Source organism: Photobacterium sp. GB-210 (genome assembly GCF_003026075.1).
GTDB lineage: Bacteria > Pseudomonadota > Gammaproteobacteria > Enterobacterales > Vibrionaceae > Photobacterium.
The window spans coordinates 705,983-729,559 of record NZ_PYNU01000002.1; the positions used below are offsets into that span (position 1 = coordinate 705,983).

Sequence of the window (23,577 nt, forward strand, 5' to 3'; positions counted from 1 at the left end):
TGTTTCAGTTTTGATACATACTTTATTGAGAATAGTTACAAATCTAGAGAGTGCTTACATTCTTAGAAAAGAAATCGAGTGAGAAATTGAGGAAGGATTTTACACTTCGTTATGGTGCCATTTTATAAATAATAGGTAAGTCAATGTTTACCTAGTACGATCATGTTATAACTCGTGTTTTCAAGGTATGTAGTTAGCAGCTCAGATTATGGTAAAAGGAATTTTAAATGGATATTAAAATTGGTGACTTAACACACCCACAAGTCATTCAGTTGTTGATGGAGCATTTAGAAGATATGTATGCAACATCGCCTGCTGATAGTGTTCATGCGTTAGATTTAGATGCACTTCAGGCTGAGGATGTGACGTTTTATACCTGTTGGAAGCAAGATATGTTGCTTGGTTGTGTTGCAATTAAACGTCTAAATGCTGAAAGTGCTGAGCTGAAATCAATGCGGACGAAGATTGATGCGCGAAACCAAGGAGTGGGAGCAAGGCTCTTAGAACATGTTTTAATTGAAGCCAATAACAGGGGGTTTAAGACCATTAGCTTAGAGACAGGTTCACATAATTTTTTTGAGTCAGCCTGTCGTTTATATGAAAAGTTTGGTTTTGAATATTGTGAACCGTTTGCTGATTATTTACCGGATCCCCACAGCTTGTTTATGTGTTACACGTTTGCAGCAGAATAAGATTTTTTATGAAAGACAACCGTGTAGTTTGAAAGGGAATAAAAAAAGCCTCATTTGAGAATGAGGCTTAATAATCAATGAATTCAGATTATTTTTAGGCAAGGGGCCTAATTACCGGCTAGGTATGAAGTTAATCTAGAACATTCTGAAGATAATTTGAATAACACGATATTCAGATTGAGATCTTAGTGCCTATATGCCTAACATATTATGTTATATCTATTGCATATATTCATTTTTCTTTACAGGGCGTCAAAAAATTGGCTATCAAACGTTAATGATAATTATTTGCAATGTTATGTTCTCATATAGCAAGAATAAGCACGAATTAATAACTCATGTATTAATGAGAACGTTGTTATGTGAATTGACCATTAAAGCTCTATTTATCGAAAGCTAAATAGAGCTTTAATTGAATTAACGTCGACGCATTTTTAGGTATAACGCGCCAGCACTTAGGTTGCTACCATCGAGTTCTAATTGACGGTTAACAGTAATTGCAAAGTTTTTACCCACACGGAGTGATAGGCGTTCAGTCAACACTTCATTGGCAAAATCACTGCCAGCTAAAACAACAGCATTTAACCCCGTGGTTTCATCTATACGCTCTAGCCAGTTAGCAATATAGTCAGCCAGTGAATCCATGATACCAAAAGCAAGTTTATCAAGCTCTGAATCATCAACAACTAAGCAAAAACTCATTAGGCTGCCCAGTGTTTTTGCCCATTCAATCGTGCGTTTGCCATTCACCATATCTAATGAATAATCAACACGATGACCTTTTTGACCACTATTTTGTAATGCTTTAGCGATCAGTGCATCGTTTAAGTATTGAATACTATTAGTACTCGATGTTGATAAGCCAAGAATGGTGGCAGCAACAGCAAATAAACCTGATAGCTGATTATGACTATCAGCAAGGTTAATTTGGCTTAGGGCTTGATAGCTATAAGGGAGTGATTCTTTAAATTTGGCAAGAATCGCTGCTTGTTCTCCAGCTGCCATTAGGCGAATAATTTCATGACCTGTTTGTGGCAAGCTAGGTAAAACTAAAAAGCTATCTGTACGGGTAAATTTATCTTGGCAAACTATTTCACCTGCGGCGTATCGACCAAAATAAATAACCGCGGTATTTCGTCCATTTCCTGATTCAATATTACCGCCATGCAGCGCACAAATAGGCAGCGCATGAGAGGGGACATCGTTTGGATGATTCGGCTTATAATCGAAATGAATACGACGTTTATGCCAATAGGCATTTAAGCCATTGATACAGGCTTGATCGTGTAAAGGTTCAAGTGCTTTGATTGACACAGGAAGATCAAGTTCAGGATCGCTATCGACTTGGCTCCAACCTTTTTCAATCCATGTAATTAAGGGTTGCCAATGGTTGGTATCAATAAATACGAAATCAACGCCTTGTTGACGTAAAATTTCAGTAAGTACTGTGAGTACGCGATTATAGCTAAAACACAAATCATACAAGGGGGCTTGTAACTGTCGATGCTGTGTTCTGGGTTGTACAGTCACGCGCGGTTTCTCAAGGCTTGATAACGCGAGTACGTGTTCTGATGGAGTAAAGAAATGCGAAGGTACATTATTAGGATTACAGATCAGAATTTGTGGGCGTTCCTGCGATGAAGTTAAAACCGGTGTTGTACTGAGTTGGAATACCTGATGTTTACCTTGCTCTGTGGTTAAGGTAAATAACACATTGCCATTGGTAAGAATATCATTAGCCCAAACTTTTACTTGGTTGATGCTAATTGCTTGATGTAATCGCTGCTCACCATGACAACATGCACAAGGTAATGCTAGCTCACCAAATTGTGGCGATTGGTTATCGCCTAACAATGGTTCGCAATGTTGGCAAAAAGGTAAGTGGTGTTGAGTATTAACCAGAGGAACAACACTGCCTTCACGATGGATGATTTCTTCCACTTTAGATTCAACTAACCAAATGGAAAGCAGGAAATCATTGGCAATTTTTTCAGCTAATGCTTCAAGTTGTGCTTGTTCACCGACCGCTTCAATTAGATAACGATTTTTAACAAAACCAACGGTAATTTCATAAGGCTCATTGGCTAAATAGTCATTACATAATTGCGCATAAAACGGCACTTGGCGTGAGCATTTAAAAGAAAATTGAATTAATTTCATGCCTCTACTCCTCGTTTATAAGCGGTTGGGATCAAGCTATTAATCTCAATATTGTTCACACGTTCGCAGCTAATGCCCAGATCCGTTAAATGATTCAGAATGGCTGATTCCATGGTAGGAATAGCAGCATAAATTTTAGGTGTTAGTCCTAAATGCATCGGCTCGAGTACAGTAGGGGTAACACCTAATACGAATGTTTTAGGGCGATCGCCGACCAATTCCATCATGATCAATGTTTGCAGCATTTCTACTTCATGGGCACTGCCTTGCCAGTCGATCTCAGGTGGTGCTTTATCAAAATCGAAAAAGTAGACTTCGCCTGCATCTACACCAGCAGCATTAACAGTATCAATCACAATAAGGTGATCGTATTGGGTTAAGGTTGGGATCAAACTATGCGCAAGGGTACCGCCATCCACGAGATCAATCTGATGTTCTGGGTGTGAAAAGCGGTAGTTTTCGGTGAGGTAATTGACGAAATGTACGCCGACTCCTTCGTCGGCGTACAAGACATTGCCAATACCAAGTAGCAATATCTTCATTAGTGCTAGTGGCCTTTATGGTCAGTGTTTGTTTGGTGAGTTTGATGCTGAACAGGGTCGTTACCCTTGTTCTTATCTTTAATGTGCACTGGGTGGTAATCAAAACCCGACATAATGGCGTCAGCGGAGCCATTGCGGAATCGAATACCTGTCCAAATCACCATGTAAACGTGAATTAAGACAAACACGATGAACGCCCAAGTTACAATGTGGTGCCATTCACGAACGTTAGCTAATCCGCCCATCGCATAGGTTACCCACTCAGCTGGCTGCCAGAATAGGCCTCCCATACCGAGGTGATACACGTTGGCATACAAGGTTAAACCTGTTACACACATGAAAATAGCGGCGATAGAAATACCCGCATAAACCACTAACTGTAACGGGCCATAAGCACCATGATGGGGTGGTTGTCCAACCCAAAAATAGGCTTTGATTTGTTTTACCCAGCTATTCGGACTTACAGCATCTTTTACTGAACGTCTTTCGACATTACTGCGGCTAAAGAAGAACAAATAAGCACGAATTAACGTGACAGCGATAAGGACAAACCCCAGTACTTCATGGACAAAACGTACCCAGCCTTGCTCTAATACGTTGGTGTTATCTGGCGCAACCAAAAATGGCCAAGCAATATAAAAGCCTGTGATCACCAAACCAAATATGGCAAAAGCACGGAGCCAGTGACATAGACGTATAATAAAAGAGAAAACATAGGATCGTTTGTACAACACTGTATCTGTTGACATAAATTCCTTCCTTACACTGCTTGTGCTGGAATACGGAATTCACTCAAAGATTGGCCTTTGTAATCCATCACGTGTACTGAACACGCCATGCATGGGTCAAATGAGTGGATCACACGAAGAACTTCAAGAGGCTTAGTTGGATCTTCTAACTTTAAGCCGACTAAAGAAGCTTCATAAGGTGCAATTTTGCCGTTGCCATCAATTGGGCTTGCGTTCCATGTGGTAGGAACAACCGCTTGATAGTTTTCAACTAAACCGTCTTTAATACGTAACCAGTGACTTAATAAACCACGAGGCGCTTCAATCACACCTACACCTTTGTATTCTTTTTTAGGATCAATGGTTGGTTCAATGTACGTAGTTTGATCTGAATTTAGGTTGGCGACCATAGATTCAAAGGTAGTTAAACCATTACGTGCAATGATCAAGGTATGAAGCATACGTGCTGCTGTACGACCCAATGTTGTAAATAGCGCACCAGCAGGTAATCCTGTTGTTTTTAAGAACTCGTTAACAACTGGTACAACGTATGGATTACCTTTTGCGTAGTTCACAGCAATAGTCGCTAGTGGGCCTACTTCAACAGGCTCGCCGTTATAGCGTGGCGATTTAACCCAAGAATATTTACCGGCTTCGTTAATCGTTGGACGTTTACCTTCTAAGGTGTCACGTTCAATAAACGGAGTGTGCTCAGGAATCGTTGTACCATCAAATGGGTGCTGTGGTTTATCAGCGTTGTACCATGAGTGGGTCACGTCTTCAGCAATCAGGCTAAGGTCAACATTTTCTGCTTTGGTTAGATCTTTATTACGAATAACACCGCCAGTAAATAGCTGATCTTCTTCGTTTAGTTGAATAGATTCACTACACATGAAAGTGCTAACGTTACAGCCGCCTAATACACTTGGCTCTTTGCCAAATGCCGCTGCCGCCATCAAAATGTCCGCTTGGTAGGCACGTTCAATAAATTCAGCGACATGAACAAACTTTTGTTTAAACTCTTGTAGGCGAGCAGGATCTAACATGTCACGAACACAAGTTACACCACCAACAACAATAGATTGTGGGTGCGGGTTTTTGCCACCCCAAATTGCCATCATTTCAGCGCCAATACGTTGAACTTCAAGTGCTTTAAGGTAGTGAGATAAACCAATTAGGTTTTGCTCTGGTGTAAATGCATATGTTTTGTTGCCCCAGTATGCGTTAGCAAATGGGCCTAACTTACCTGTGTTTACTAAGCCTTGTACTTTTTCTTGTACTGCGCGTAGTTCACCTTCACCCGCGGCCATTGGTATTTTTGACCACTTCATTGCTTCTTGTGCCGCTTTTGCAGGATCGGCACTTAATGCAGAAACCACATCCACCCAGTCAAGGCCGTGTAGCAGGTAGAAATGAACAATGTGGTCGTGCATTTCAAGTGACGTTAAAATCAAGCTACGAATGTATTTCGCGTTAATAGGAACTTGGGCATTAATGGCATTTTCAACCGCTAATGTGCCACATAGGTAGTGTGATGATGTACATACACCACAAATACGCTGCATTAATAGGCCTACATCATAAGGTGTACGGCCTTTCATGATGATCTCTAAACCACGGAACAGGGTAGAAGAGGCATAAGCTTTTTCAATAACATTGTTAGCATCAAGTTCAACTTCGATGCGTAAGTGGCCTTCGATACGAGTAATGGGATCGATTACGACACGCTTGCTCATGAATTATTCCTCGACTTTCTTTGCAAAAATACTACTCACTGCGTGAGCACCAATACCTATAGCAGTAACGCCTAATGTCACAGCGCCAATGGTATCGGCAGTGGCATCTAAACCATGTAAAGGTTGACGGCTTAATGGTTTTTCGAAATACGCCATTTCATCCCAAAAATCTGGTTCAGAACATCCAATACAGCCATGACCGGCAAGAACAGGCCAACTTGTGTGCGCGTTGAAACGTTCAGTAGGGCAGTTGTTGTACGTGTATGGACCTTTACAACCCATTTTAAATAAGCAGTACCCTTGCTTTGCGTTGTCATCACCAAATTCAGTGACAAATTCACCCGCATCAAAGTGACCACGACGCTCACAGTTATCATGCACACGTGCGCCATATGCCCACTTAGGACGGTTAAACATATCAAGAGCAGGAAGACGACCAAACATAATGTAGTACATCAATGTACCCGTGATGTTGGCTGGGTTTGGTGGGCAACCTGCAACGTTAATCACTGGACGATCAATCACGGCACCTACGCTTTTCGCACCCGTTGGGTTAGGACGAGCTGCCTGTACACCACCGAAAGAAGAACAAGTACCTACACAAATAACGGCTGCTGCATCGTTAGCCACACGCTTTATCAGTGACATACCGGTTTCAGCTTTGCTGCCAAGCGTAAGATAAATACCGTTATTAGCAGTAGGAACTGCGCCTTCTGCTGCTAATAGGTATTTGCCTTTGTACGCTTTCATTGCGTTTTCGAGGTTTTCTTCAGCTTGTTGACCAGCCGCTGCCATTAATACTTCTTGGTATTCAAGAGAAACATGTTCAAATAAAAGGGTACTAATATCTGGCGTGGTTGTACGTGTTAGTGATTCAGAACAGCCAGTACATTCTGCAAGACTTAACCAGATAAGAGGCACGCGATCGGAAAGCTCTGCAGCTTCTGCAACCATGGTGCTAAACGGTAAAGGTAAAGCCAGTAGGGATGTAATAGTGGCACTCCAAATCATGAAGTCACGACGGGTAATGCCATTTTGTTCTAATTTATCTTTGAATGATTCCTCACGAAGAGGTTTCATTGCTCGTAACTCTGCAAGACGCTTCTTGCCTAGTTCGAAAAGGGCTGCATGCGAGTCCATCTATCAACCTTGTTTATTATGAATACTTATACGCTAAGGGAATAGCGTATAGATCTTATGCTTGTAATGATGAGAGATGATTGATCTATATCAGATTTTTGATTTTTGTATGACAATATAAAAAATCAAAAATGGCGGGATGCATAAATAACTCATTGATATTCTTAATGAGAATTCTTTTCATTAATTCGCGGTGTCAATGGTGAGCTTAAGATTTTGAAATTTAAAGATTAAAAATATCAACGTAATAAGCGGTATTGATTTCAAATGCGAATAATATGCTTGAATATGCAACTTAATTTTCGGATAAAAAATAAATAATATTTAACCGAGAGAGGAAAAAATAGAAAATTAGAAGTATTTAGTTTTTTTTGTGTATTTTAAATGCAGATAGAAAAAACCTCAGTCGATACTGAGGTTTAATTATTAACATGTTGCTTGATTATTCACCGGCAAGGAAAGCCGCATCAAGTTTACAGAATGCCAATAATAAATTAGCCGCTGCAGCATAGAAGCCAAATTGATCTCGGTTTTGACACTCTTTCACAAACAGTGGTAACCAGTTAAGCAGCATAGTGTTAATAAAAGAAAGCTGTGCTTGCATTAGCTCTTCACGCTTTTCTTCAGTTTCTTGCTGGTTTGCCATGATGATAAGGTTACCCATGAAATCCAATTCAACCGCAAGGTGATCGGCAGGCTCATTGAATTCTTTACGCTGTGCAATCGCGTAATCATTCATTAGTACATTCATATCTTGTGCTGGCTTATCGTTAAGTAAACCAGAAGTACCTACATACATAGATGCGTAAGGTAGCGCGCCTGTTTTTGGTGTACTTAAGAATAAACCACAGAAATCTGCCGCTAGCTCAAGTTGTTCATCAGGACGTGTGTTTGATTGATTAATTACTTCGCGAAAAGCTTCAACAGGGGCTTTTAATTCCTCGGTCATGCCTAAGCCTGAAAGGAATGTGTACATTTCACCACCGTGGTATTCATGTAGATCTGCATCAGTGAGTTCGCGAGCGAAAAGTGATGACATCCACCAGTAGATCTCTGCACGTTGTTCGTTGAAAGCAATAAATTCTTGCATTGTCACTCCAGACAGATAAAACACATTCAAATATAACTTAAGACATTATATTGGAATCTATTTTAAAAAGGTGAAATAAAGGCGATGAATTTTCGTTCATCGCCTTATTTTAATCAACTAGCTAAGTAAAATTACTTATCCATAGCAGGGAACAGTGGGTCGATACCTTCTTCATAGATAGGACCGTTAAAGCCTGTTACTGCAGGAACAACACCTGTGTACTTCTCGATCTGAACTAGGGCAGCAGCTGCAGATGTTGCTTGCGCTAGGCTAGAAGTACCGATGTCTTCTGTTAATACGTTTGGATCACCGTAAGTACAGATAGTACCTACTTTACCGCCCTCTAATGGGCTGTACCATGCGCCTTCTTGTAGACGACAAACACCTGGTAGGTAATCATCTGTTACAACAGCACCTGCTAATACCTGACCACGGTCGTTGTATACACGTACGATATCGCCAGATTTGATACCACGAGCAGCAGCATCTTCAGTGTTCATGAAGATAGGCTCACGCTCAGCAACAGCGTAAGTCGCACGGAAATCCGTTGACGAACATAGCTGTGAGTGTAGACGATCTTTCGGGTGCGTACTCTGCATGTTGATCGGGAAGCGATCAGAGCGAGGACCACCGTGGCTACGTTCAGTCTTTTCAAACCACATTGGGTGACCTTGACAGTCTTTGTAACCCATATCTGCGATAGTCTTACAGTAGATTTCGATCATACCTGAAGACGTACCTAGTGGCTCAAGGTCAGGTTCTTTACGGAATGATTCGTGGCGAACCCACTCTTTACCCGCAGGGAACTCGATGAAACCTTCACCTTCCCAGAACTTCTTGAAGTTAGGCATACGAACGCCTAGACCACGGCCTTGCAGACGCGCACCGTTGTAGATCTCTTCAATGATTTCCATTTGCGTCTTACCGCCAGTGAATGCTTCTTCGCGGTTAAAGCGAGAACATAGCTCACGGAAAATCTCAAAGTCATCTTTCGATTCGTACATTGGCTCAACAATCTTACGAAGGGCAATAATACCTGCGTTAGAGTGGTTACCGTACTGTTCGATATCGTTACGCTCGTAAGTTGTTGTTGCAGGTAATACGATATCTGCAAAACGACAAGTTGCTGTCCACTGGTGCTCAATCGATACAACAGTTTCTAACTTAGTCCAAGCCTTGATCATCTTATTACGATCTTGGTGGTGACCAAATGGGTTGTTACCACTGAAGATCGCCATCTTCATAATAGGGTACTTAATCTTCTGACCATTGTAGTTAATGGTCTTGCCTGGGTTGTCGATACAATCAACAAAGCGAGCAACTGGAATGAAAGTAGAGTAACCGTTAAATGAACCGTTATGAATTGGAGCAACACCTGTAACACCACTAAAGCCTGACATTAGTGGACCATTAGAGGTGATTGAACCTGCATCATTGTAGTGCCAGCCGAAACCGAAACCACCACCAGGTAAACCGATTTGACCTAGCATTGCTGCAAGTACAACGAGCATCCACGCGTACTGTTCGCCGTGCTGCATACGTTGTAGACACCAGCCACCGATGATTTGCGTACGGCCACTTGCCATTGTGCGCGCAAGAGCACGGATATCATCAGCTTTGATACCACAGATCTTTTCAGCCCACTCAGGGTTCTTAACAACACCGTCAGTCTTACCAAGAACGTAAGGCATGAACTTATCAAGGCCAGTTGTGTAATCAGCAATGAAGTCTTTGTTGTATAAGTTTTCAGTGTATAGCGTATGTGCAATAGCAAGCATTAATGGAACATCAGTCTGTGGGTTAACACGGATCTGCTCACCACCAACCACTTTTTGAGTGCTAGAAACCACAGGATCGACGTAGATCACTTTGATTTCTTTATTCTTCACTTTCTCTGCAAGTTGATCATAGTACTGGTATGGGCTGTGGTCTGGTACTAACCAACCCACTTGCAGGTTTTTAATTGGGTCAGATGCCCAAATAACGATAGTGTCAGTGTGCTCAAGTACTAGTGGCCATGATGTTTGTTGCTCGTAAACTTCCATTGCGCCAGCAACGTAAGGAAGAATTACCTGAGCAGCACCTGTTGAGTAGTCACCCATCTTACCTAGGCTGGTACCGTGAAGGCCAACACCACGCTTCATCATGGTACCTGCGTTATGCAGTTTACCCACTGATTGCCAGCCTGTGTGACCAGAGTACAGTGCACTTGGACCGAAGTTGTTCTGAACACGCTCCATCTCATGGTAGAAGAAGTCTAACGCTTGAGACCATGGCACACGTACAAAGCGGTTATTACCACGCTGTGTTGTATCTGACTTGTAGCCTTGCTTTAGCCAATCAATACGTACCATTGGGTATTTAACACGTGCAGGGTTATAAACCACTTCACGTACCGCCTGGATCATATCTGTTGGGTTCTTGTCTTTTTCAAATGGCGTTGTTTCAGTCCAAACACCGTCAACAACTTTAGCGCGGAATGCACCCCAGTGAGAGCCAGATAACACTTCGCCAGAAAACGCTGCTTTTGCTTCTTCTGCAGCCATTGCTTTACGAGGAGCAAGAAGGCTAGGACCTACAACCGATGCAGCACTTGCCATTGCAAGGCCAGATAGGAAGCGGCGGCGTGAGATGCCAGTTTTATGAGTTTGAGTCGCCATATGTTGGAGAATCCTTAAACTTTAATTTTTATCGATGGGGCGGGGATAGTGATATCACCCGCCTATCATTTATTTGTTATTAGGCTGCAGGATTAGTGCGCACCTGCACCGCCTGTATCGCTACCGTGGTTCTGAAGATATTTCAGTAGCGTACGTTCTTCTGTCTTAGACAGACGGTAGTAAGAGCTCATGGCTTTCAGACTTGCGATCCAGCCATTTGCAGTAAAATGGCCTGGTGCTGGCGCCGCGTGACAAGCGTTACAAGTAGAGCCGTACATTTCTTCTGCATAGTTCCAGATAGGCTGGATGCTATCGATCATGTCAGCTTTAGTAATCCATGCTTGTACTGTTACGTTCTGCCATACGATGTCAGTTGCTGGATCAGTTTCTTCCTTAATAATTTTCTCGTTAGCTTTAATGTCACCACGGATAGTCGCTTTAAATACGCGCTTACCCATGTATTCTGTCATAACGCGACCTTTACCCGCTTTCTCTAGCCAGCCGTTTACTTCAACTTTTAGCATGTCGCCTTTACGTTCAAGTACCGTTACTTCAGACGCTGGTAGTAATTTACCTTCTGATTTAGCGTTAGCATCGTCAGTGGCGAACATATCTTTCTCACCAAGAGAGTAAAGCTTGTCAGCGGTTGCACCTTGTGCAGCTGCTTCTGCTTGTAGGCCTTGGAAGTCTTTCTGGAAGCCGCCAGCCATGTTTGGTAGTTCGTGTGCAATACCTTTGTGACACTCGATACAGTTCATGTCTTTTGCAGCAGCGTCTGTCATTGCAGCAGCAGCTTCAGGTGATTGTTTAGCGTGATCCATTGCAGAGTAATTGTGACAGCTCTTACAGGTACTCGAATTTTGCTTTTTCATTCGATCCCATACCATTTGAGCTAATTCTAAACGGTGCTCTTCAAACTTTTCAGGCGTATCAATCTTTTTAGTAATAAATTGGTTATATACGTCTTTTGATGCCATCAGCTTAGTTTGAACCATACCAACTAAATCTTTAGGTTGGTGACAGTCAACACAATCAGCACGAACACCAGAAGCGTTTTTAAAGTGAACAGATTCTTTATACTCATCGAAGTTTTGCTGCATGGTATGACAACCGATACAGAATTCATTGGTTGATGCGTGCTCAAAACCTTTATGTGCAGCAAAGATACCAACAAGGGTGATAACAATACCAACAAATACAAGAGCAAGAATCGAATACTTGCTACTTGGTTTTGTCAACATCTGCCAAAGTTTTTTCATGTTGAATGATTCCATTTAAGAATGAATGCCCACCGTAAGCTACGGTGACGTTATAAATTTTATGGGGTAATCTTATGTCCACGATGTGAATAAGGTTAACGGTACGAATGAATAGCAAACTCATGTTTATGACAAATTGTGAATAACTACGGTTTGTGCTAACGTTTCGTAAGAACACCTAAAAAACTAAAAGAGACAAACATGACTCATCACGTACTTGTTGTGGAAGATGAAATTGTTACCCGTACTAAGCTGGTCGGGTATTTTGAGAATGAAGGATATAAGGTTAGCCAAGCGGATAGTGGCGCACAGATGCGAGAGATCATGGCGACTGAAAAAATCGACCTCGTCATGCTTGATATTAACCTTCCTGGCGAAGATGGTTTGATGCTTACACGTGAGCTTCGTAGTCGCTCTGAAGTGGGTATTATTTTGGTCACAGGACGTACTGATAGTATCGATCGAATTGTGGGTTTAGAGATGGGTGCAGATGACTATGTCACTAAGCCTTTTGAGCTTCGCGAACTCCTTGTTCGAGTAAAAAACTTGTTGTGGCGCATAACCTTAGTGGAAAAAGCACGTGACGAAACGTTGGTCGAAATGCAAGAAGATAACATCATTCGTTTTGGCGAATGGCAGTTCGATATTAACAAACGAGCGCTGACTCATAATGGTCTTCCAGTGAAGCTAACTAAAGCGGAATATGAGTTATTAGTCGCCTTCTCTTCACACCCAAATGTAGTGTTGAGTCGTGAACGTATTTTAAATATGTTAAGCCATCGAGTAGAAGCGCCAAACGATAGAACTATTGATGTTTTAATTCGTCGTATGCGCTCTAAAATGGAGCTAGATCCAAAGAACCCACAGATTTTTGTTACCGTTCACGGTGAAGGATATATGTTTGCAGGGGATTAATTTCCTTCAATACTAGATATAACTGATATCAAAAATTGCATATTGCAGTGAAACATTTTGAAATAAAAAGGCCATATCATTCGGTGATATGGCCTTTTTTCTAGAAAAAAATGAGCTAATTTCTTGATATAAATCAATCAATGAAGAGGTGTCTTTTTGCTTGTTTTTTAACCAAAAACTGTAATTGTTAACCATTCTCAAATGCATACATTTATTTAAACTTTTCATTAACATTAGTAATGAGAATAAAGAACAACATTGAGATCATATCGTTAACAACACAAAAAAATAATGACAGAATGTGAATAAGGCAATTTATTGAACAGTGCTCAAAATAGAGCAATGAATACTTATCTTAGAAATAAGAAACACTATGCGATAGATGAAAGTAGATATTTGACCGATTATTGAAGCTATTCATACTACAATAATGTGCTGTTCATAGTTGATTTGCAGATTATTCATAAGATAGACATAGAATTTTTTGATTGTTAATGGTTATAAAATGCAAAAAGCCCAGTAAAACTGGGCGTTAACACTAAATAATAAAAAAAATAATATAGATAAACAGCTTATTTATATCGATTTGCGGTCTTTTTTCTCATTATTTCTGCGGTTAAGTTTTCTATTTTTGGCAGACTAATGGTACTTTCTTTTGCTAATTGACGTTGTTCGCTTAGCACGTTTTGTAAGATGATCTCTGTTGTGAGTGGGTTTGCTAATACGACACGGAACACAGTTGTTATCTTATGCTGCCATTTTTCCGGTGTAATGCGGGTACGAGATACAAATGATTTACCGGATTCACGCTGACGTTTTTGGATGAACTTGGTTAAGTCATTAAGTAATTCCAGTAATGTTTCGCGCTCTTCATCTGTAGCGATTAACAATGCTTCTTGCGTCGCTTCCGGAACATAACGGTAAGTCAGCAAGCACAGTTCAGGTTCAGTGACTAACTCAAAATCTATTTGTTGTTTAATTAAATCTGCAAAATAACGTGCTTTTTCAATACTATTATTAATCAATAATTCATAACCAGGGCGGCTAATTATATTCATGCTAGCGTATAGCAACATAGCCATACCGCTTCGTGACCCCTCTAAGGTGTGACTACCTAAATCTTTCGATCCTTTACGCAAAATATATTCAGCATGATGTTCAATTGCCGTCATGAGCTCTGGGTTTTTAAAGATCACCATGCCCGCACCCATAGGAATATACAACTGCTTATGAGCGTCGATTGTAATAGAGTCGGCGCGTTCAATCCCTTTCAATAAATGACGATACTTATTAGACATTAATGTCGCGCCACCCCAAGCTGCATCAACATGGAAATGACAATCGTGCTCAGTGGCAATATCTGCTAATTGATCTAAAGGATCAACATTGCCTGTTTCTGTTGTGCCTGCAATACCAATAATGGCGAAGGGTTTAATGTTACGCTGTTTCAGATCAGCTAACGTCGACTGTAGGTGGTCGATGTTGATACGGTTATCATCATCAGTTTTAATTGAAATGAGGCTATCTCGACCAATGCCTAATACATCTGCTGATTTCTTTAACGAGTAGTGACCACGTTCAGACACTAAGATCGCTAAATCATCATAACCGTAGTGCTTCATAGCACGAAATAATCCTTCTTGGGCGATGCCTTTAAAATCCCCGTCAGGTTTTAGGACTGTATTTCTTGCTACCCATAAGGCTGTGATATTAGCAATCGTACCACCAGAACAAAAAGCACCTAAGGAATGGTCGGCACTATGCATCCATTGCTGATAGAAGCTTTCATTTTCATTGAAGATGAGCTTATGAAGCATCCCTAAAACTTGTCGCTCAAGAGGAGTGAAAGCTTTAGAGGTTTCGATTTTTACGAGATTTTGATTCAGCGCGATCATGATTTTAGAGAGCGGCATCATGAAGTAAGGCAGGGCAGAAGTCATGTGACCGATAAAGCTTGGCGCTGAGGTGTGGACTGATTGCGAAACCAGCTTATTTAATAGAAATTGGGTATGCTCGGAGACAAAGCTCGGTATTTCAGGGATTGCTGGATCGGAGAAGTCTTTCTCTATTTCGAGTAGTGGTTTTTCTGTTGCAGCAATGTGAGTACGCAGAAATTCATTTAAGTTTTCTGATAGCTCTTTTTCTATCATACCCAGTGTTGAATCTGGGGCTTCCGGTACTGTAAAAATTCGATGCAGAGATTCTTGTGATGCATCGGCAGTGCGATTATTAACAGCCATAATACTCAGTAACGTTTCTTTAACTTTGGTAAAGTGCTGTTAATCTAATAGAAAAGTAGTGTTATGTCTCGTAAAATTTATGGCTCTGTATCATAACAGAGCCATAATTTTCATCGCTTACAATGAAGAAGGGATGGCATTTATTGTTGTTAGAAGGTGTAGTTCATACCTAAGCTAACAAGCATAGTATCTGCATCATAGAAGTTGATATTTGATTGTGTGGTGTTGTAGCCCACTAATGAAACAACGCCCCAATTCTTCCAACCAAATGGTTGTTTGTATTCATAAGCTAGGAAGGCACCTAAACGGTCTTCTTCTTGTTTCTTATCAAAAATAGGGTTTTCTGCATCAAACAAAGCTTTCTTATAACTTAAAGTAAAAGCTAGGCTTGAACGCTGGAAGAGTTGAATAAAAGTGGCTGAACCCCCAAAAATATCGGCAGACATTGCTTTACCGTCAGCATCAATACCACTGTAGTTTAATGCGGTACGAAGCATTTGTGTTCGACTCAGTGGAAGTAGGTGGCTTCCTTCTACAAAAAAGAGTTTTGCGTTTCTATCTAGTAGATTTTGATCGATAGCTAAGCCTTCTCCACTTTTTTCTTGATCTACTTCATAACGACCATATGCAGTATCTAATGAGTACATAGAGCCAGCAATGTTGTCCCACTGCGCACGTACCGCTTTTACATTACTTCCTGTTTTTACACGTGGCTCCCCTGTTAAATAGGGGTTTTGCCATGTTTTTAATTCTAATAATCCAGGAATGTAACTTAACGAAACAGTGCCGTTTCCTTGAAGTTGTTGGCGAAAGCCAAGTTCAGTATGGAAACGCCCTAAAGCGACATCAGAACGATCAGTACCAAAAAATAATTGCTGTTTAGCATTGCTGAAAGTATATGAAAGTGTACCAAGTGGGGCGATACGTGTGTGACCTTGATCATCACCTGATGAATTCAAATTTGAGGTGGTGGCATTATCAGAATCAAACTGTGAATTTGTTTTAGTGTATGCAGCCAAGAGCGAGATATCACCACTGATACCTGGTGTCCAATCCACCGGTTTTGCAACGGTATTAAAACTGGCAACTACGGTAACTAAACCAATATAAATCGGTTTCATTTTAAGCATCCTTTTCTTCAATTATTCATTACTGTGATAATGGTTAACGTAAGGAATAAAAATAAAGTTTAAATATAGATTAATTTTATAATAGCGATGGATGTTATTAAATCGAAATACAGTATTTTGTTGTTTATTTGATAATAGATTTATTTATTCAATGGAAATTGGGATGAAATGCCACCGCACTACGTTGATAATTGCTCTTATTTTATAGGAAGGTGTGAAAATAAGAGCAATATTTTAAAGGGCTATTTGCATGTTACTGCAACTAATTTCTGCTTTTTCATTATAGCTATCTAATGACTGTTTGATATCGATAGGCGGCGTTAATCACTTTGCAAATTCCGCTGTTAGCACTAAAACCATAATAAGCAGTGCTGTCGCAAGTTTCATTTGATGCCCCTGCTAACATTTGTTGAAAGCAAAATGTAATGATTTCAATGGCGTTCCAACCCAAGAAAATAATGTGCTCACTTCTACTATGTCATCAAACGATAGTCCGTGATGACAGTGGAAAATTTAATGCAATATACAGTATTGATATTAATGTGATAATTATCTTAAATTCTGTACAATTTAATTGATAACAAAGCTGTAACATAACTATACTGTGGTTAATAAAATGTTACATTTGAAAGATTTTAAGGGGCGAAGTATGGATAGTAATTTGAAACTTGCTGTAGTTACAGCAACAATGACGCTAACGACAATCTTTAGTTACGCAGCAGTAGCCTTATTAGCGTAATACAATGGCAAGTTAAAAAGATAAGATAGAGCTTTAATTTCTTTAACTTGTTTTTTATAAGCGATTCCAACTCTTAAATTAAATACGTATATTACGTCAGAGTGTTTTCTAACCTTTGGGGGAGAAATGAATTATCTGCCGTTTAGTTTGAGTGCTTTTGATGAAGAATCGATATCACATTTTTCATCACGGCTTTTTGATGCACATAATAAGAAAATAGCATTAGTTGTTCAGGGTGGGGGACAGCGAGGTATTTTTTCGGCTGGTGTTTTAGACAGTTTCTTAGCACACGAGTTTGATCCTTTTGCTTTGTATATAGGCACATCTGCAGGTGCTCTCAATTTATCTTCATTTATTAGCCGTCAGCCACGTTTCGGCTATCAGTTTATTCAAAACTATACGACAACAGATAAATTTTTTAGCTTATATAAGTACTTAAGCAAACAACAGCCAATGAACCTTGATTGGGCGCTGCAAGTCGTTTCTCCCACTGGCGAATTAGCCCTCGACTTTCATACCGCGAAAAGAACCCTACAACATCGACAGGCATTCGCCTGCGCAACACGTAAAGATACCCTTGAAGATATCTATATGCCGATGTACCAAGATGATTGGTATGAAGTTTTGCGTGCGAGTTGTGCTATTCCTGTTTTATACAATTTACCTGTTAATATGAATGAGCTGGAATGGGTTGATGGTGGTGTGAGCGCTGCGATACCGGCTAAAGAAGCATGGCGTCGAGGGGCTGATCTGGTTATTGTGATTCGAACTGAGCCTCTTGATCATGACAATCATGCCGATAAGGGGATCTTTGATGACTGGCGTGAAAGTGTTGAAACTTACTTACCCTATTATATAAATAAGCTTAGCCTTAATGAATCGGTAGATAAAATTAAAACGGTTCATCATGAATTAAGTCACCGTTTTGAACAGTGGCGAGAACAATACCGTAACGACACTATCGATATTAAAGATAAAGATGATATACAGAAAGAACTTTCATATTTGGATAGTAAAAGTAAAGAGGCATTGAAGCTGCCTATTTTTGGTAATAAAAGTTGGCTATCACATATGAATATTGAACGTTTATTAAAATTAGCGAGGCAGAGTAATAATTCCGACGTAATTGAAATGTTACTTCAATATTACAAAACTCACCAAGATATGAATGATTTTTTAGTGAATCCACCCGATGGGTTACAAGTTATCCAAATAGCGCCTGAAAAGTCATTGAAGAGCCGAGCCCTATTGAGTAGTAAAGATGATTTAGAAATGGATTATCGAGAAGGAAAGATAATTGGACGTAAGTTTGTAGATTGTTTTTCAAATATTTTAAATGAAAAAAGCAGTTTAATGCAGTACATGCGAAATGAGTAAACCGAGTAAGAATTGCTTACTCGGCTATTGTCTCTTTGTTATCTATTAATCATAAAATGAAGTAATAACACTGCCATTATTAATAGTAAGCGATGTTCCTTTACTATTAATAAATGAGGCGATAACACTCTGCATTTCATTTGTTGCAGCAATACTTTGTTCTGTTGCGGGCTGTGATAGCTCGGATGGATTCAGAGGTGTAAGCACTGAACTGTGATATCCACCCTCAAATCTCACCGCTGTTTTCAGAGGTGACCCTGTTACAGACTTGAGTGTTTGAGTCAATTGTAGTGGTTTTAGAAGTGGCGTAGTTCCTGTAAATGGTGAATAAATTGGATCCGTGCCTTGTGTTGATTTATTTGGAATCACCATATCATTTTTCATTTCTTCTAATAAAACAGCGGTTGTTTTTGGAATAAATGAAGCGTGATTTATTGGATCTGCTGGATCCATGACGGTTTGCGCGGCATAGGCAAACTTATTAAAATTGTCATTTAAAGTATCGAGTGTTATTTGGGCCAGTGAGTTCCCTGAATCTTTACTTGTATTTAGCTGTGCAATATAGCTCTTAAAACACAATGCAAGATTTGTGTTACCACATTGTTTAGAGAATGATGAGTTAGTCGCGTCAACTATTCCACCTTTAATGAGATCACTAAAACTTGGCGAGTTTAGTAGTAAGTATGGTATTTCAGCACCTGGGTTTGCGAGTGCAACGGTATCAATATTAAATAACGTTTTATTATACTGGTCATTAAATACAGTTCTGTTCGCGATGTCTGCGACATCAACACCGGTAATAGCGCCAAGAGAGTGACCAGCAAAACTTACACCATTATTAAGAGATAATGCTGACAGTTGTTCCCCTAATTCACTAGGATCAGAGTCTGTTATTACTTTGCCTATGATTGCACGCAAGTTAACAACATCAATAACACTTTGACGTAAATTATCTCTAGCTACAGCAAGATCTATAAAGTTTAGAAACATCTTTGGATCTTCTGAAGCGTTCTTACCACCGACACCTCGAGTACCATGAAGAGGTAAATCAATAGCAAAAATAGCTCGACATTGATTACCAATAATTTTGTCAGGTAAGCTTGGATTCGAATAAACAAATTGCTCTTTATTTGATGTTACACCGTGTTGGAAAATCGTCACGCTGTAACCTGACTGCTTACATTTTTCTTGGTTTTCTTTGTCCAACTTCGGCATGATTAAATTATATTGTACTGCCGCAACTGATTGTAGTTGGGGAACAGGACTATAACGAGTGATCAATCTTTCTGGATCGAGTTGCTTACCATTAGCTAGCGTTAACTTTTGACCTTTCAGTGCTGTTAGTACTTTAATTTGTGTCGCTTTATCTGTTGCTACTTTTGCAAGATCTATGTCAGAGATATGTAGATCTGAAAGTTGAGAAGCAATCGCGCGTTTATCAGCTTCACTACCGTTAGTCAGAATATATTTAATTTTCGCAAGGCTTGGCATATCACTTTTCCAAGGGCTGACTAAATATTTCTCTGGTGCGTTAGGGGCTGAGGATATTTTATGGCTGTCTGTAGATAAATAATAAGGAAGAAAAACGGTTCCAGTATAAATCTCATTACCAGCAGGTGTTGTTGCTCCATCTGCTCCACCAAGTTGCGGTCGTGTTATTTTATAGAGATTATCTTGGTTTGCTATGTCGTCACTAGCAATCACAGGCTCATCTGTTTCAATTTGTTTTGAAATTGTCTGTAGAGTCGCCATTTTTGCAGCATACAATACATCGCCAACAGATAATGTGGTAAACCATGAAGAGAAAATGATATCCCGTTTTTTAACGATATTATGGAATGCTTCCTCTGTTGCATGGGTGATCTTTTGAGCTGGAATTAATGCTTTGGCTGGTGGCGTGCTATCAGCTTTTAGTAAAGCGTAAGAGTTGCTCATACCTACCGCTTTACCATTTACATCTTTAAGATCATTTGTTAATGCAAACATATAGTTACTTGATGGATCCAGAGGCTTAAGCAGCATTACAATTAAGCTATTGCCAGAAACCGTCACCATAAAGTCCCCGTTTTGCTGGGATAATTGTGTAGGCTGTGTGGTATCGTCAGGGTTGGTAGGATCGCCTGATTTAATTAAGTAAAAGCTATTCGCTGCTGTTGCAGGATCAAGTGCCTTACCTTTAAAATTAATCGTAATAGGCTGAGTTGTACTCCAACCATCGGTTTGTCCCATTGCGATTTCAGGTGCAGTTGCGCCTTCACGTGTCGCTAATGTGCCATCTTGTGCATCCATACCTAGATAGCTAGGGATCACAATGGTTTTATTAGCTGACAGTAAATCAAAATCAATCTTTGTTTCTGCTTTTAAGCTGTCTGCAATATCAGGATCAATGGTTGGTTTAACGGTCGTTTGACTACCGCCACCACAACCAACCATGCTTAATGCAGACGCGACGATTAATGCGATTGAATTAAATTTCATTTTATTTATTCCAAATAATTAATTAGTTACAACGCATTAAAAGCGATAGTTAAGCTGTGCAGCGACAAGATACGCTTTACCACGAGAGGTAAACGTACTGTTATCTTCAACGAAGGTGGCTTTCTTACTGTGAATGTATGAAAGACCCATATCGACAGAAAGATCTGGGTTGAAGTGGTAAGTCGCACCTGCTGAATACCAGTAACGATCAGTATCTGGAATACTTAGTGTTGCTTGGCCTGCATTTTGGTCAAGGGCAAAACCGTAACGAAGTGTCCATTCATCATTCATTGTGTAAGTCGTACCGACAGCCCAACGATAGGTATCTTTGTAATTTTCTTTTTTCAGTAAACAGGTACCAACTTGACCATTAAAGCCTGGCTTACATTGTGAGCTAGTGGCACGAATTTCTTTAAACTTGTTGTATTGTGTCCACTGTAAGCTATAGCTGATCGCCCATTGTGAATTTAGTTGATGGAAACCAGAAAACTCTGCGATAGCAGGGAGCGGTAACGAAAGGTTAGCAGAAACAGTGTTATGTGGTTTACCGGTTATTGAGCCTAAATAATCGGTAAAATCACCATCAAAGTTAAGATTAACTTGTGAGCGGTAACTTAGGCCAAAACGGTTATTCTGATCTAATTCATAAAGTGCGCCAATATTCCAACCCCAGCCCCAACTTGTGCCTTTTAAGTTGATTGCATGGTCACTTGGTTGACTATTAGGAACCGCCAATGAAAGTACACCTAAACGGCGATCAAACTCGGCATTAGCATAAACAAGGCTAACACCGCCGCCAATGCTGAAGTGTGGATTTAAACGGTAGGCAATATTTGGATTAAAGTTGAATGTTTCAAGGGACGTTTTGCCTGCCAATAACCCTGCGTTGAAATCGTTAGGGTACTTTGTTGTTACACCGTAATTACTGAAAAGTGCAAGACCAACCGCGACTTTGTTATTGATTGGTTGAATATAATAGCCCGCAGGAACAAAGCTAACGGGGGCGATATTTTTTGCGCCTTGATCAAAGCTATGATCGTAAATATCAACAGAAGGTATGACAACACTTGCTACGGTAGAAACTTCTGCGTGTTTAAATAAGGTCATCGCGGCAGGGTTGCGAGCTAACACGGCGGCAGAATCAGCAAAGGCAGCATCGCCTGCGTAGGCACGACCTAAACCCGCAGCTGAATGTTCTGATACTTGGTAGCCAGCAGCATAGCTTTGACTCGAAATGGCTAGACCAATAACACATGTAATATAACGTTTTTTAATGGACATTAACTGTCTCTCTTTTTATTAGCTTCTTGCTCTTCCATTGGGGTGCTAAATGGCGGCATTATTTTTAGAGAGAGAAGTATATGTATACCTAAAAAGAATACTAAGTAAATTTGACAATTGTCACATAAATAGCGTTTGTTTGGCTGTGTTTTATTCTTCACGTTGTTTTTTTATACAAATAAAATGAGCTTAAAATTAAAGTATTTGCTCTAATATCAGTCGTGTAAATTATAAATTGTTTAAAAAAAGCACAAAAATAAAGAAGGTCGCTGTATTGGCTTCAGAAAAAAATGACAGCTAATAACGATAGTTTATATCGATAACTATAGAATGTGTTGGAATAAAAAACGCGATAAGAGAGAGCTCCTATCGCGTCATATTTGGTGGCTAGTACTAAAACTTAATGATTAAGCCAGTACAGTTTGTAGCCAAGGCCAGCCTTGTTTCTTACGGCTTAGCGTATTTTCCATCATTAGAACGCCATCTTTTGCATGCGCGTCTAAAATGTTGTTCCAATCACCAGTGTAAAGTAGGCGAGTCGTACTTGTTGTAATGTCTGTTAGCATTAGTGCAGCCATCGCTAAACCTTCTTCGTCACAACGACGTTGTAGATCTGCCTGAAGCTCTTCAATCATGCTGTCAACTTGCTCTAGTGTTGCAAGTTCAATTTGACCAACAACAACGTCACGGTCGTTGAAAGGGTAGCCTTTAAGATCTTTATCAACTAATTGCGCAGCAGTAAGACCTTCAATGTCAGTCTTTGCAATTAGTAGTGCTTTAATGAATGCTTCAAGATCTTGAACATCAGCAATTTGAGCAAGCTCGTGCACTGCGTCTTTATCTTTTTGTGTACATGTTGGCGATGCGAAGCCAACAGTGTCAGATAGGATTGCAGACATCATAAGAACAGCAAGTTCACGTGTGATTTCGTGGCCTTCAATCTTAAATAGGTTAAATAGAACAGTACAAGTACAACCTACAGGCCAGATCCATGCTTCCATTGGATTGATTGTCATTACATCACCTAGACGGTGGTGGTCAACAATACCTACAACTTCAGCGTCTGCTAGGTCGTCAGGTGCTTGAGCAAGATCAGAGTAGTCAACTAACCATACTTTCTCGCCAGCAACACTTGTACGTAGCTCAGGAGCTGCAACGCCAGCAAGTTCAAGGATGTGTTGAGTTTCACGGTTCATTTCGCCTTGACGAATTGCTGTCGCTTCAAGACCACGTGCTTTAAGAAACGCTGTACAAACTAGTGCTGAGCAAATGCTATCACTATCAGGGTTTTTGTGACCTACTACTTGGATCATGATGTTTCCTTAACTAAGTCATGCAATAATATTTAACTGAATGACGTAATACGATTTAACTTAATTACAGCCGATTATACCTATAAGCCTGCTTTTT

Annotated in this window: 17 protein-coding genes; 4 read left to right on the plus strand and 13 right to left on the minus strand. The window is 40.2% G+C overall.

What is annotated here, in order from left to right; translation table 11 throughout:
* Positions 1-227 precede the first annotated feature (227 nt).
* On the plus strand, positions 228-692 hold the full coding sequence (locus C9J38_RS06790; RefSeq protein ID WP_107206415.1) for a GNAT family N-acetyltransferase: 465 nt from the start codon (positions 228-230) through the stop codon (positions 690-692).
* A gap of 417 nt (positions 693-1,109) precedes the next feature.
* On the opposite strand, the gene C9J38_RS06795 is transcribed toward C9J38_RS06790, so the two are convergent.
* The 8 genes from C9J38_RS06795 to torC form a co-directional block, all read right to left on the minus strand.
* A complete protein-coding gene (locus tag C9J38_RS06795) occupies positions 1,110-2,852 on the minus strand; it encodes a hypothetical protein (protein WP_107206416.1) in 1,743 nt (580 codons plus the stop codon).
* Positions 2,849-3,394, minus strand: coding sequence for a HyaD/HybD family hydrogenase maturation endopeptidase (locus C9J38_RS06800; RefSeq protein WP_107206417.1), 546 nt, complete (start codon positions 3,392-3,394; stop codon positions 2,849-2,851). Before C9J38_RS06800 ends, C9J38_RS06795 begins: the two co-directional genes overlap by 4 nt.
* 5 nt (positions 3,395-3,399) lie before the next feature.
* A complete protein-coding gene (gene cybH, locus C9J38_RS06805) occupies positions 3,400-4,143 on the minus strand; it encodes a Ni/Fe-hydrogenase, b-type cytochrome subunit (RefSeq protein ID WP_107206418.1) in 744 nt (247 codons plus the stop codon).
* An 11-nt stretch (positions 4,144-4,154) separates the two neighbouring features.
* Complete coding sequence (locus C9J38_RS06810; protein WP_107206419.1) at positions 4,155-5,858, minus strand: nickel-dependent hydrogenase large subunit; 1,704 nt, start codon at positions 5,856-5,858, stop codon at positions 4,155-4,157.
* Between the two features lie 3 nt (positions 5,859-5,861).
* The gene (locus tag C9J38_RS06815) at positions 5,862-6,998 is read right to left on the minus strand and encodes a hydrogenase small subunit (protein WP_107206420.1); all 1,137 of its coding nucleotides are present in this window, start codon (positions 6,996-6,998) and stop codon (positions 5,862-5,864) included.
* A 442-nt stretch (positions 6,999-7,440) separates the two neighbouring features.
* Complete coding sequence (gene torD, locus C9J38_RS06820; RefSeq protein WP_107206421.1) at positions 7,441-8,088, minus strand: molecular chaperone TorD; 648 nt, start codon at positions 8,086-8,088, stop codon at positions 7,441-7,443.
* Between the two features lie 131 nt (positions 8,089-8,219).
* Positions 8,220-10,748 (minus strand): trimethylamine-N-oxide reductase TorA, encoded by a 2,529-nt coding sequence (torA, locus tag C9J38_RS06825; protein WP_107206422.1) that lies wholly within the window; start codon positions 10,746-10,748, stop codon positions 8,220-8,222.
* A gap of 92 nt (positions 10,749-10,840) precedes the next feature.
* On the minus strand, positions 10,841-12,007 hold the full coding sequence (gene torC / locus C9J38_RS06830; protein ID WP_107206423.1) for a pentaheme c-type cytochrome TorC: 1,167 nt from the start codon (positions 12,005-12,007) through the stop codon (positions 10,841-10,843).
* Between the two features lie 201 nt (positions 12,008-12,208).
* On the opposite strand from torC, the gene torR reads away from it, so the two are divergent.
* Complete coding sequence (gene torR, locus C9J38_RS06835) at positions 12,209-12,922, plus strand: two-component system response regulator TorR (protein ID WP_107206424.1); 714 nt, start codon at positions 12,209-12,211, stop codon at positions 12,920-12,922.
* A 572-nt stretch (positions 12,923-13,494) separates the two neighbouring features.
* Here the strand turns inward: torR and panP are convergent.
* Positions 13,495-15,162, minus strand: a complete 1,668-nt coding sequence (gene panP, locus C9J38_RS06845) for a pyridoxal-dependent aspartate 1-decarboxylase PanP (RefSeq protein ID WP_107206426.1) — start codon at positions 15,160-15,162, stop codon at positions 13,495-13,497.
* Between the two features lie 149 nt (positions 15,163-15,311).
* Positions 15,312-16,283, minus strand: coding sequence for a DUF2860 domain-containing protein (locus tag C9J38_RS06850; protein ID WP_107206427.1), 972 nt, complete (start codon positions 16,281-16,283; stop codon positions 15,312-15,314).
* A gap of 658 nt (positions 16,284-16,941) precedes the next feature.
* Here C9J38_RS06850 and C9J38_RS06855 point away from each other — a divergent pair.
* The gene (locus C9J38_RS06855) at positions 16,942-17,031 is read left to right on the plus strand and encodes a YnhF family membrane protein (protein WP_107206428.1); all 90 of its coding nucleotides are present in this window, start codon (positions 16,942-16,944) and stop codon (positions 17,029-17,031) included.
* A 126-nt stretch (positions 17,032-17,157) separates the two neighbouring features.
* A complete protein-coding gene (locus tag C9J38_RS06860) occupies positions 17,158-18,408 on the plus strand; it encodes a patatin family protein (RefSeq protein ID WP_107206429.1) in 1,251 nt (416 codons plus the stop codon).
* Between the two features lie 45 nt (positions 18,409-18,453).
* Here the strand turns inward: C9J38_RS06860 and C9J38_RS06865 are convergent, their stop codons facing one another.
* The 3 genes from C9J38_RS06865 to C9J38_RS06875 form a co-directional block, all read right to left on the minus strand.
* Complete coding sequence (locus C9J38_RS06865; RefSeq protein ID WP_107206430.1) at positions 18,454-20,886, minus strand: VolA/Pla-1 family phospholipase; 2,433 nt, start codon at positions 20,884-20,886, stop codon at positions 18,454-18,456.
* A 36-nt stretch (positions 20,887-20,922) separates the two neighbouring features.
* Positions 20,923-22,167 (minus strand): outer membrane protein transport protein, encoded by a 1,245-nt coding sequence (locus tag C9J38_RS06870; RefSeq protein WP_107206431.1) that lies wholly within the window; start codon positions 22,165-22,167, stop codon positions 20,923-20,925.
* A 407-nt stretch (positions 22,168-22,574) separates the two neighbouring features.
* Positions 22,575-23,480, minus strand: coding sequence for a manganese-dependent inorganic pyrophosphatase (locus tag C9J38_RS06875; RefSeq protein ID WP_107206432.1), 906 nt, complete (start codon positions 23,478-23,480; stop codon positions 22,575-22,577).
* Positions 23,481-23,577: the final 97 nt, after the last annotated feature.

What these genes read in the sequence shown, in the direction of transcription:
- C9J38_RS06875 (WP_107206432.1), bottom strand. Translation starts at nt 23,480, where the DNA reads ATGATCCAAGTAGTAGGTCACAAAAACCCTGATAGTGATAGCATTTGC.
- C9J38_RS06865 (WP_107206430.1), bottom strand. Translation starts at nt 20,886, where the DNA reads ATGAAATTTAATTCAATCGCATTAATCGTCGCGTCTGCATTAAGCATG.
- C9J38_RS06800 (WP_107206417.1), bottom strand. Translation starts at nt 3,394, where the DNA reads ATGAAGATATTGCTACTTGGTATTGGCAATGTCTTGTACGCCGACGAA.
- C9J38_RS06855 (WP_107206428.1), top strand. Translation starts at nt 16,942, where the DNA reads ATGGATAGTAATTTGAAACTTGCTGTAGTTACAGCAACAATGACGCTA.
- C9J38_RS06795 (WP_107206416.1), bottom strand. Translation starts at nt 2,852, where the DNA reads ATGAAATTAATTCAATTTTCTTTTAAATGCTCACGCCAAGTGCCGTTT.
- C9J38_RS06815 (WP_107206420.1), bottom strand. Translation starts at nt 6,998, where the DNA reads ATGGACTCGCATGCAGCCCTTTTCGAACTAGGCAAGAAGCGTCTTGCA.
- cybH (WP_107206418.1), bottom strand. Translation starts at nt 4,143, where the DNA reads ATGTCAACAGATACAGTGTTGTACAAACGATCCTATGTTTTCTCTTTT.
- torA (WP_107206422.1), bottom strand. Translation starts at nt 10,748, where the DNA reads ATGGCGACTCAAACTCATAAAACTGGCATCTCACGCCGCCGCTTCCTA.
- C9J38_RS06870 (WP_107206431.1), bottom strand. Translation starts at nt 22,167, where the DNA reads ATGTCCATTAAAAAACGTTATATTACATGTGTTATTGGTCTAGCCATT.
- torD (WP_107206421.1), bottom strand. Translation starts at nt 8,088, where the DNA reads ATGCAAGAATTTATTGCTTTCAACGAACAACGTGCAGAGATCTACTGG.
- C9J38_RS06810 (WP_107206419.1), bottom strand. Translation starts at nt 5,858, where the DNA reads ATGAGCAAGCGTGTCGTAATCGATCCCATTACTCGTATCGAAGGCCAC.
- C9J38_RS06860 (WP_107206429.1), top strand. Translation starts at nt 17,158, where the DNA reads ATGAATTATCTGCCGTTTAGTTTGAGTGCTTTTGATGAAGAATCGATA.
- torR (WP_107206424.1), top strand. Translation starts at nt 12,209, where the DNA reads ATGACTCATCACGTACTTGTTGTGGAAGATGAAATTGTTACCCGTACT.
- panP (WP_107206426.1), bottom strand. Translation starts at nt 15,162, where the DNA reads ATGGCTGTTAATAATCGCACTGCCGATGCATCACAAGAATCTCTGCAT.
- torC (WP_107206423.1), bottom strand. Translation starts at nt 12,007, where the DNA reads ATGAAAAAACTTTGGCAGATGTTGACAAAACCAAGTAGCAAGTATTCG.
- C9J38_RS06850 (WP_107206427.1), bottom strand. Translation starts at nt 16,283, where the DNA reads ATGAAACCGATTTATATTGGTTTAGTTACCGTAGTTGCCAGTTTTAAT.
- C9J38_RS06790 (WP_107206415.1), top strand. Translation starts at nt 228, where the DNA reads ATGGATATTAAAATTGGTGACTTAACACACCCACAAGTCATTCAGTTG.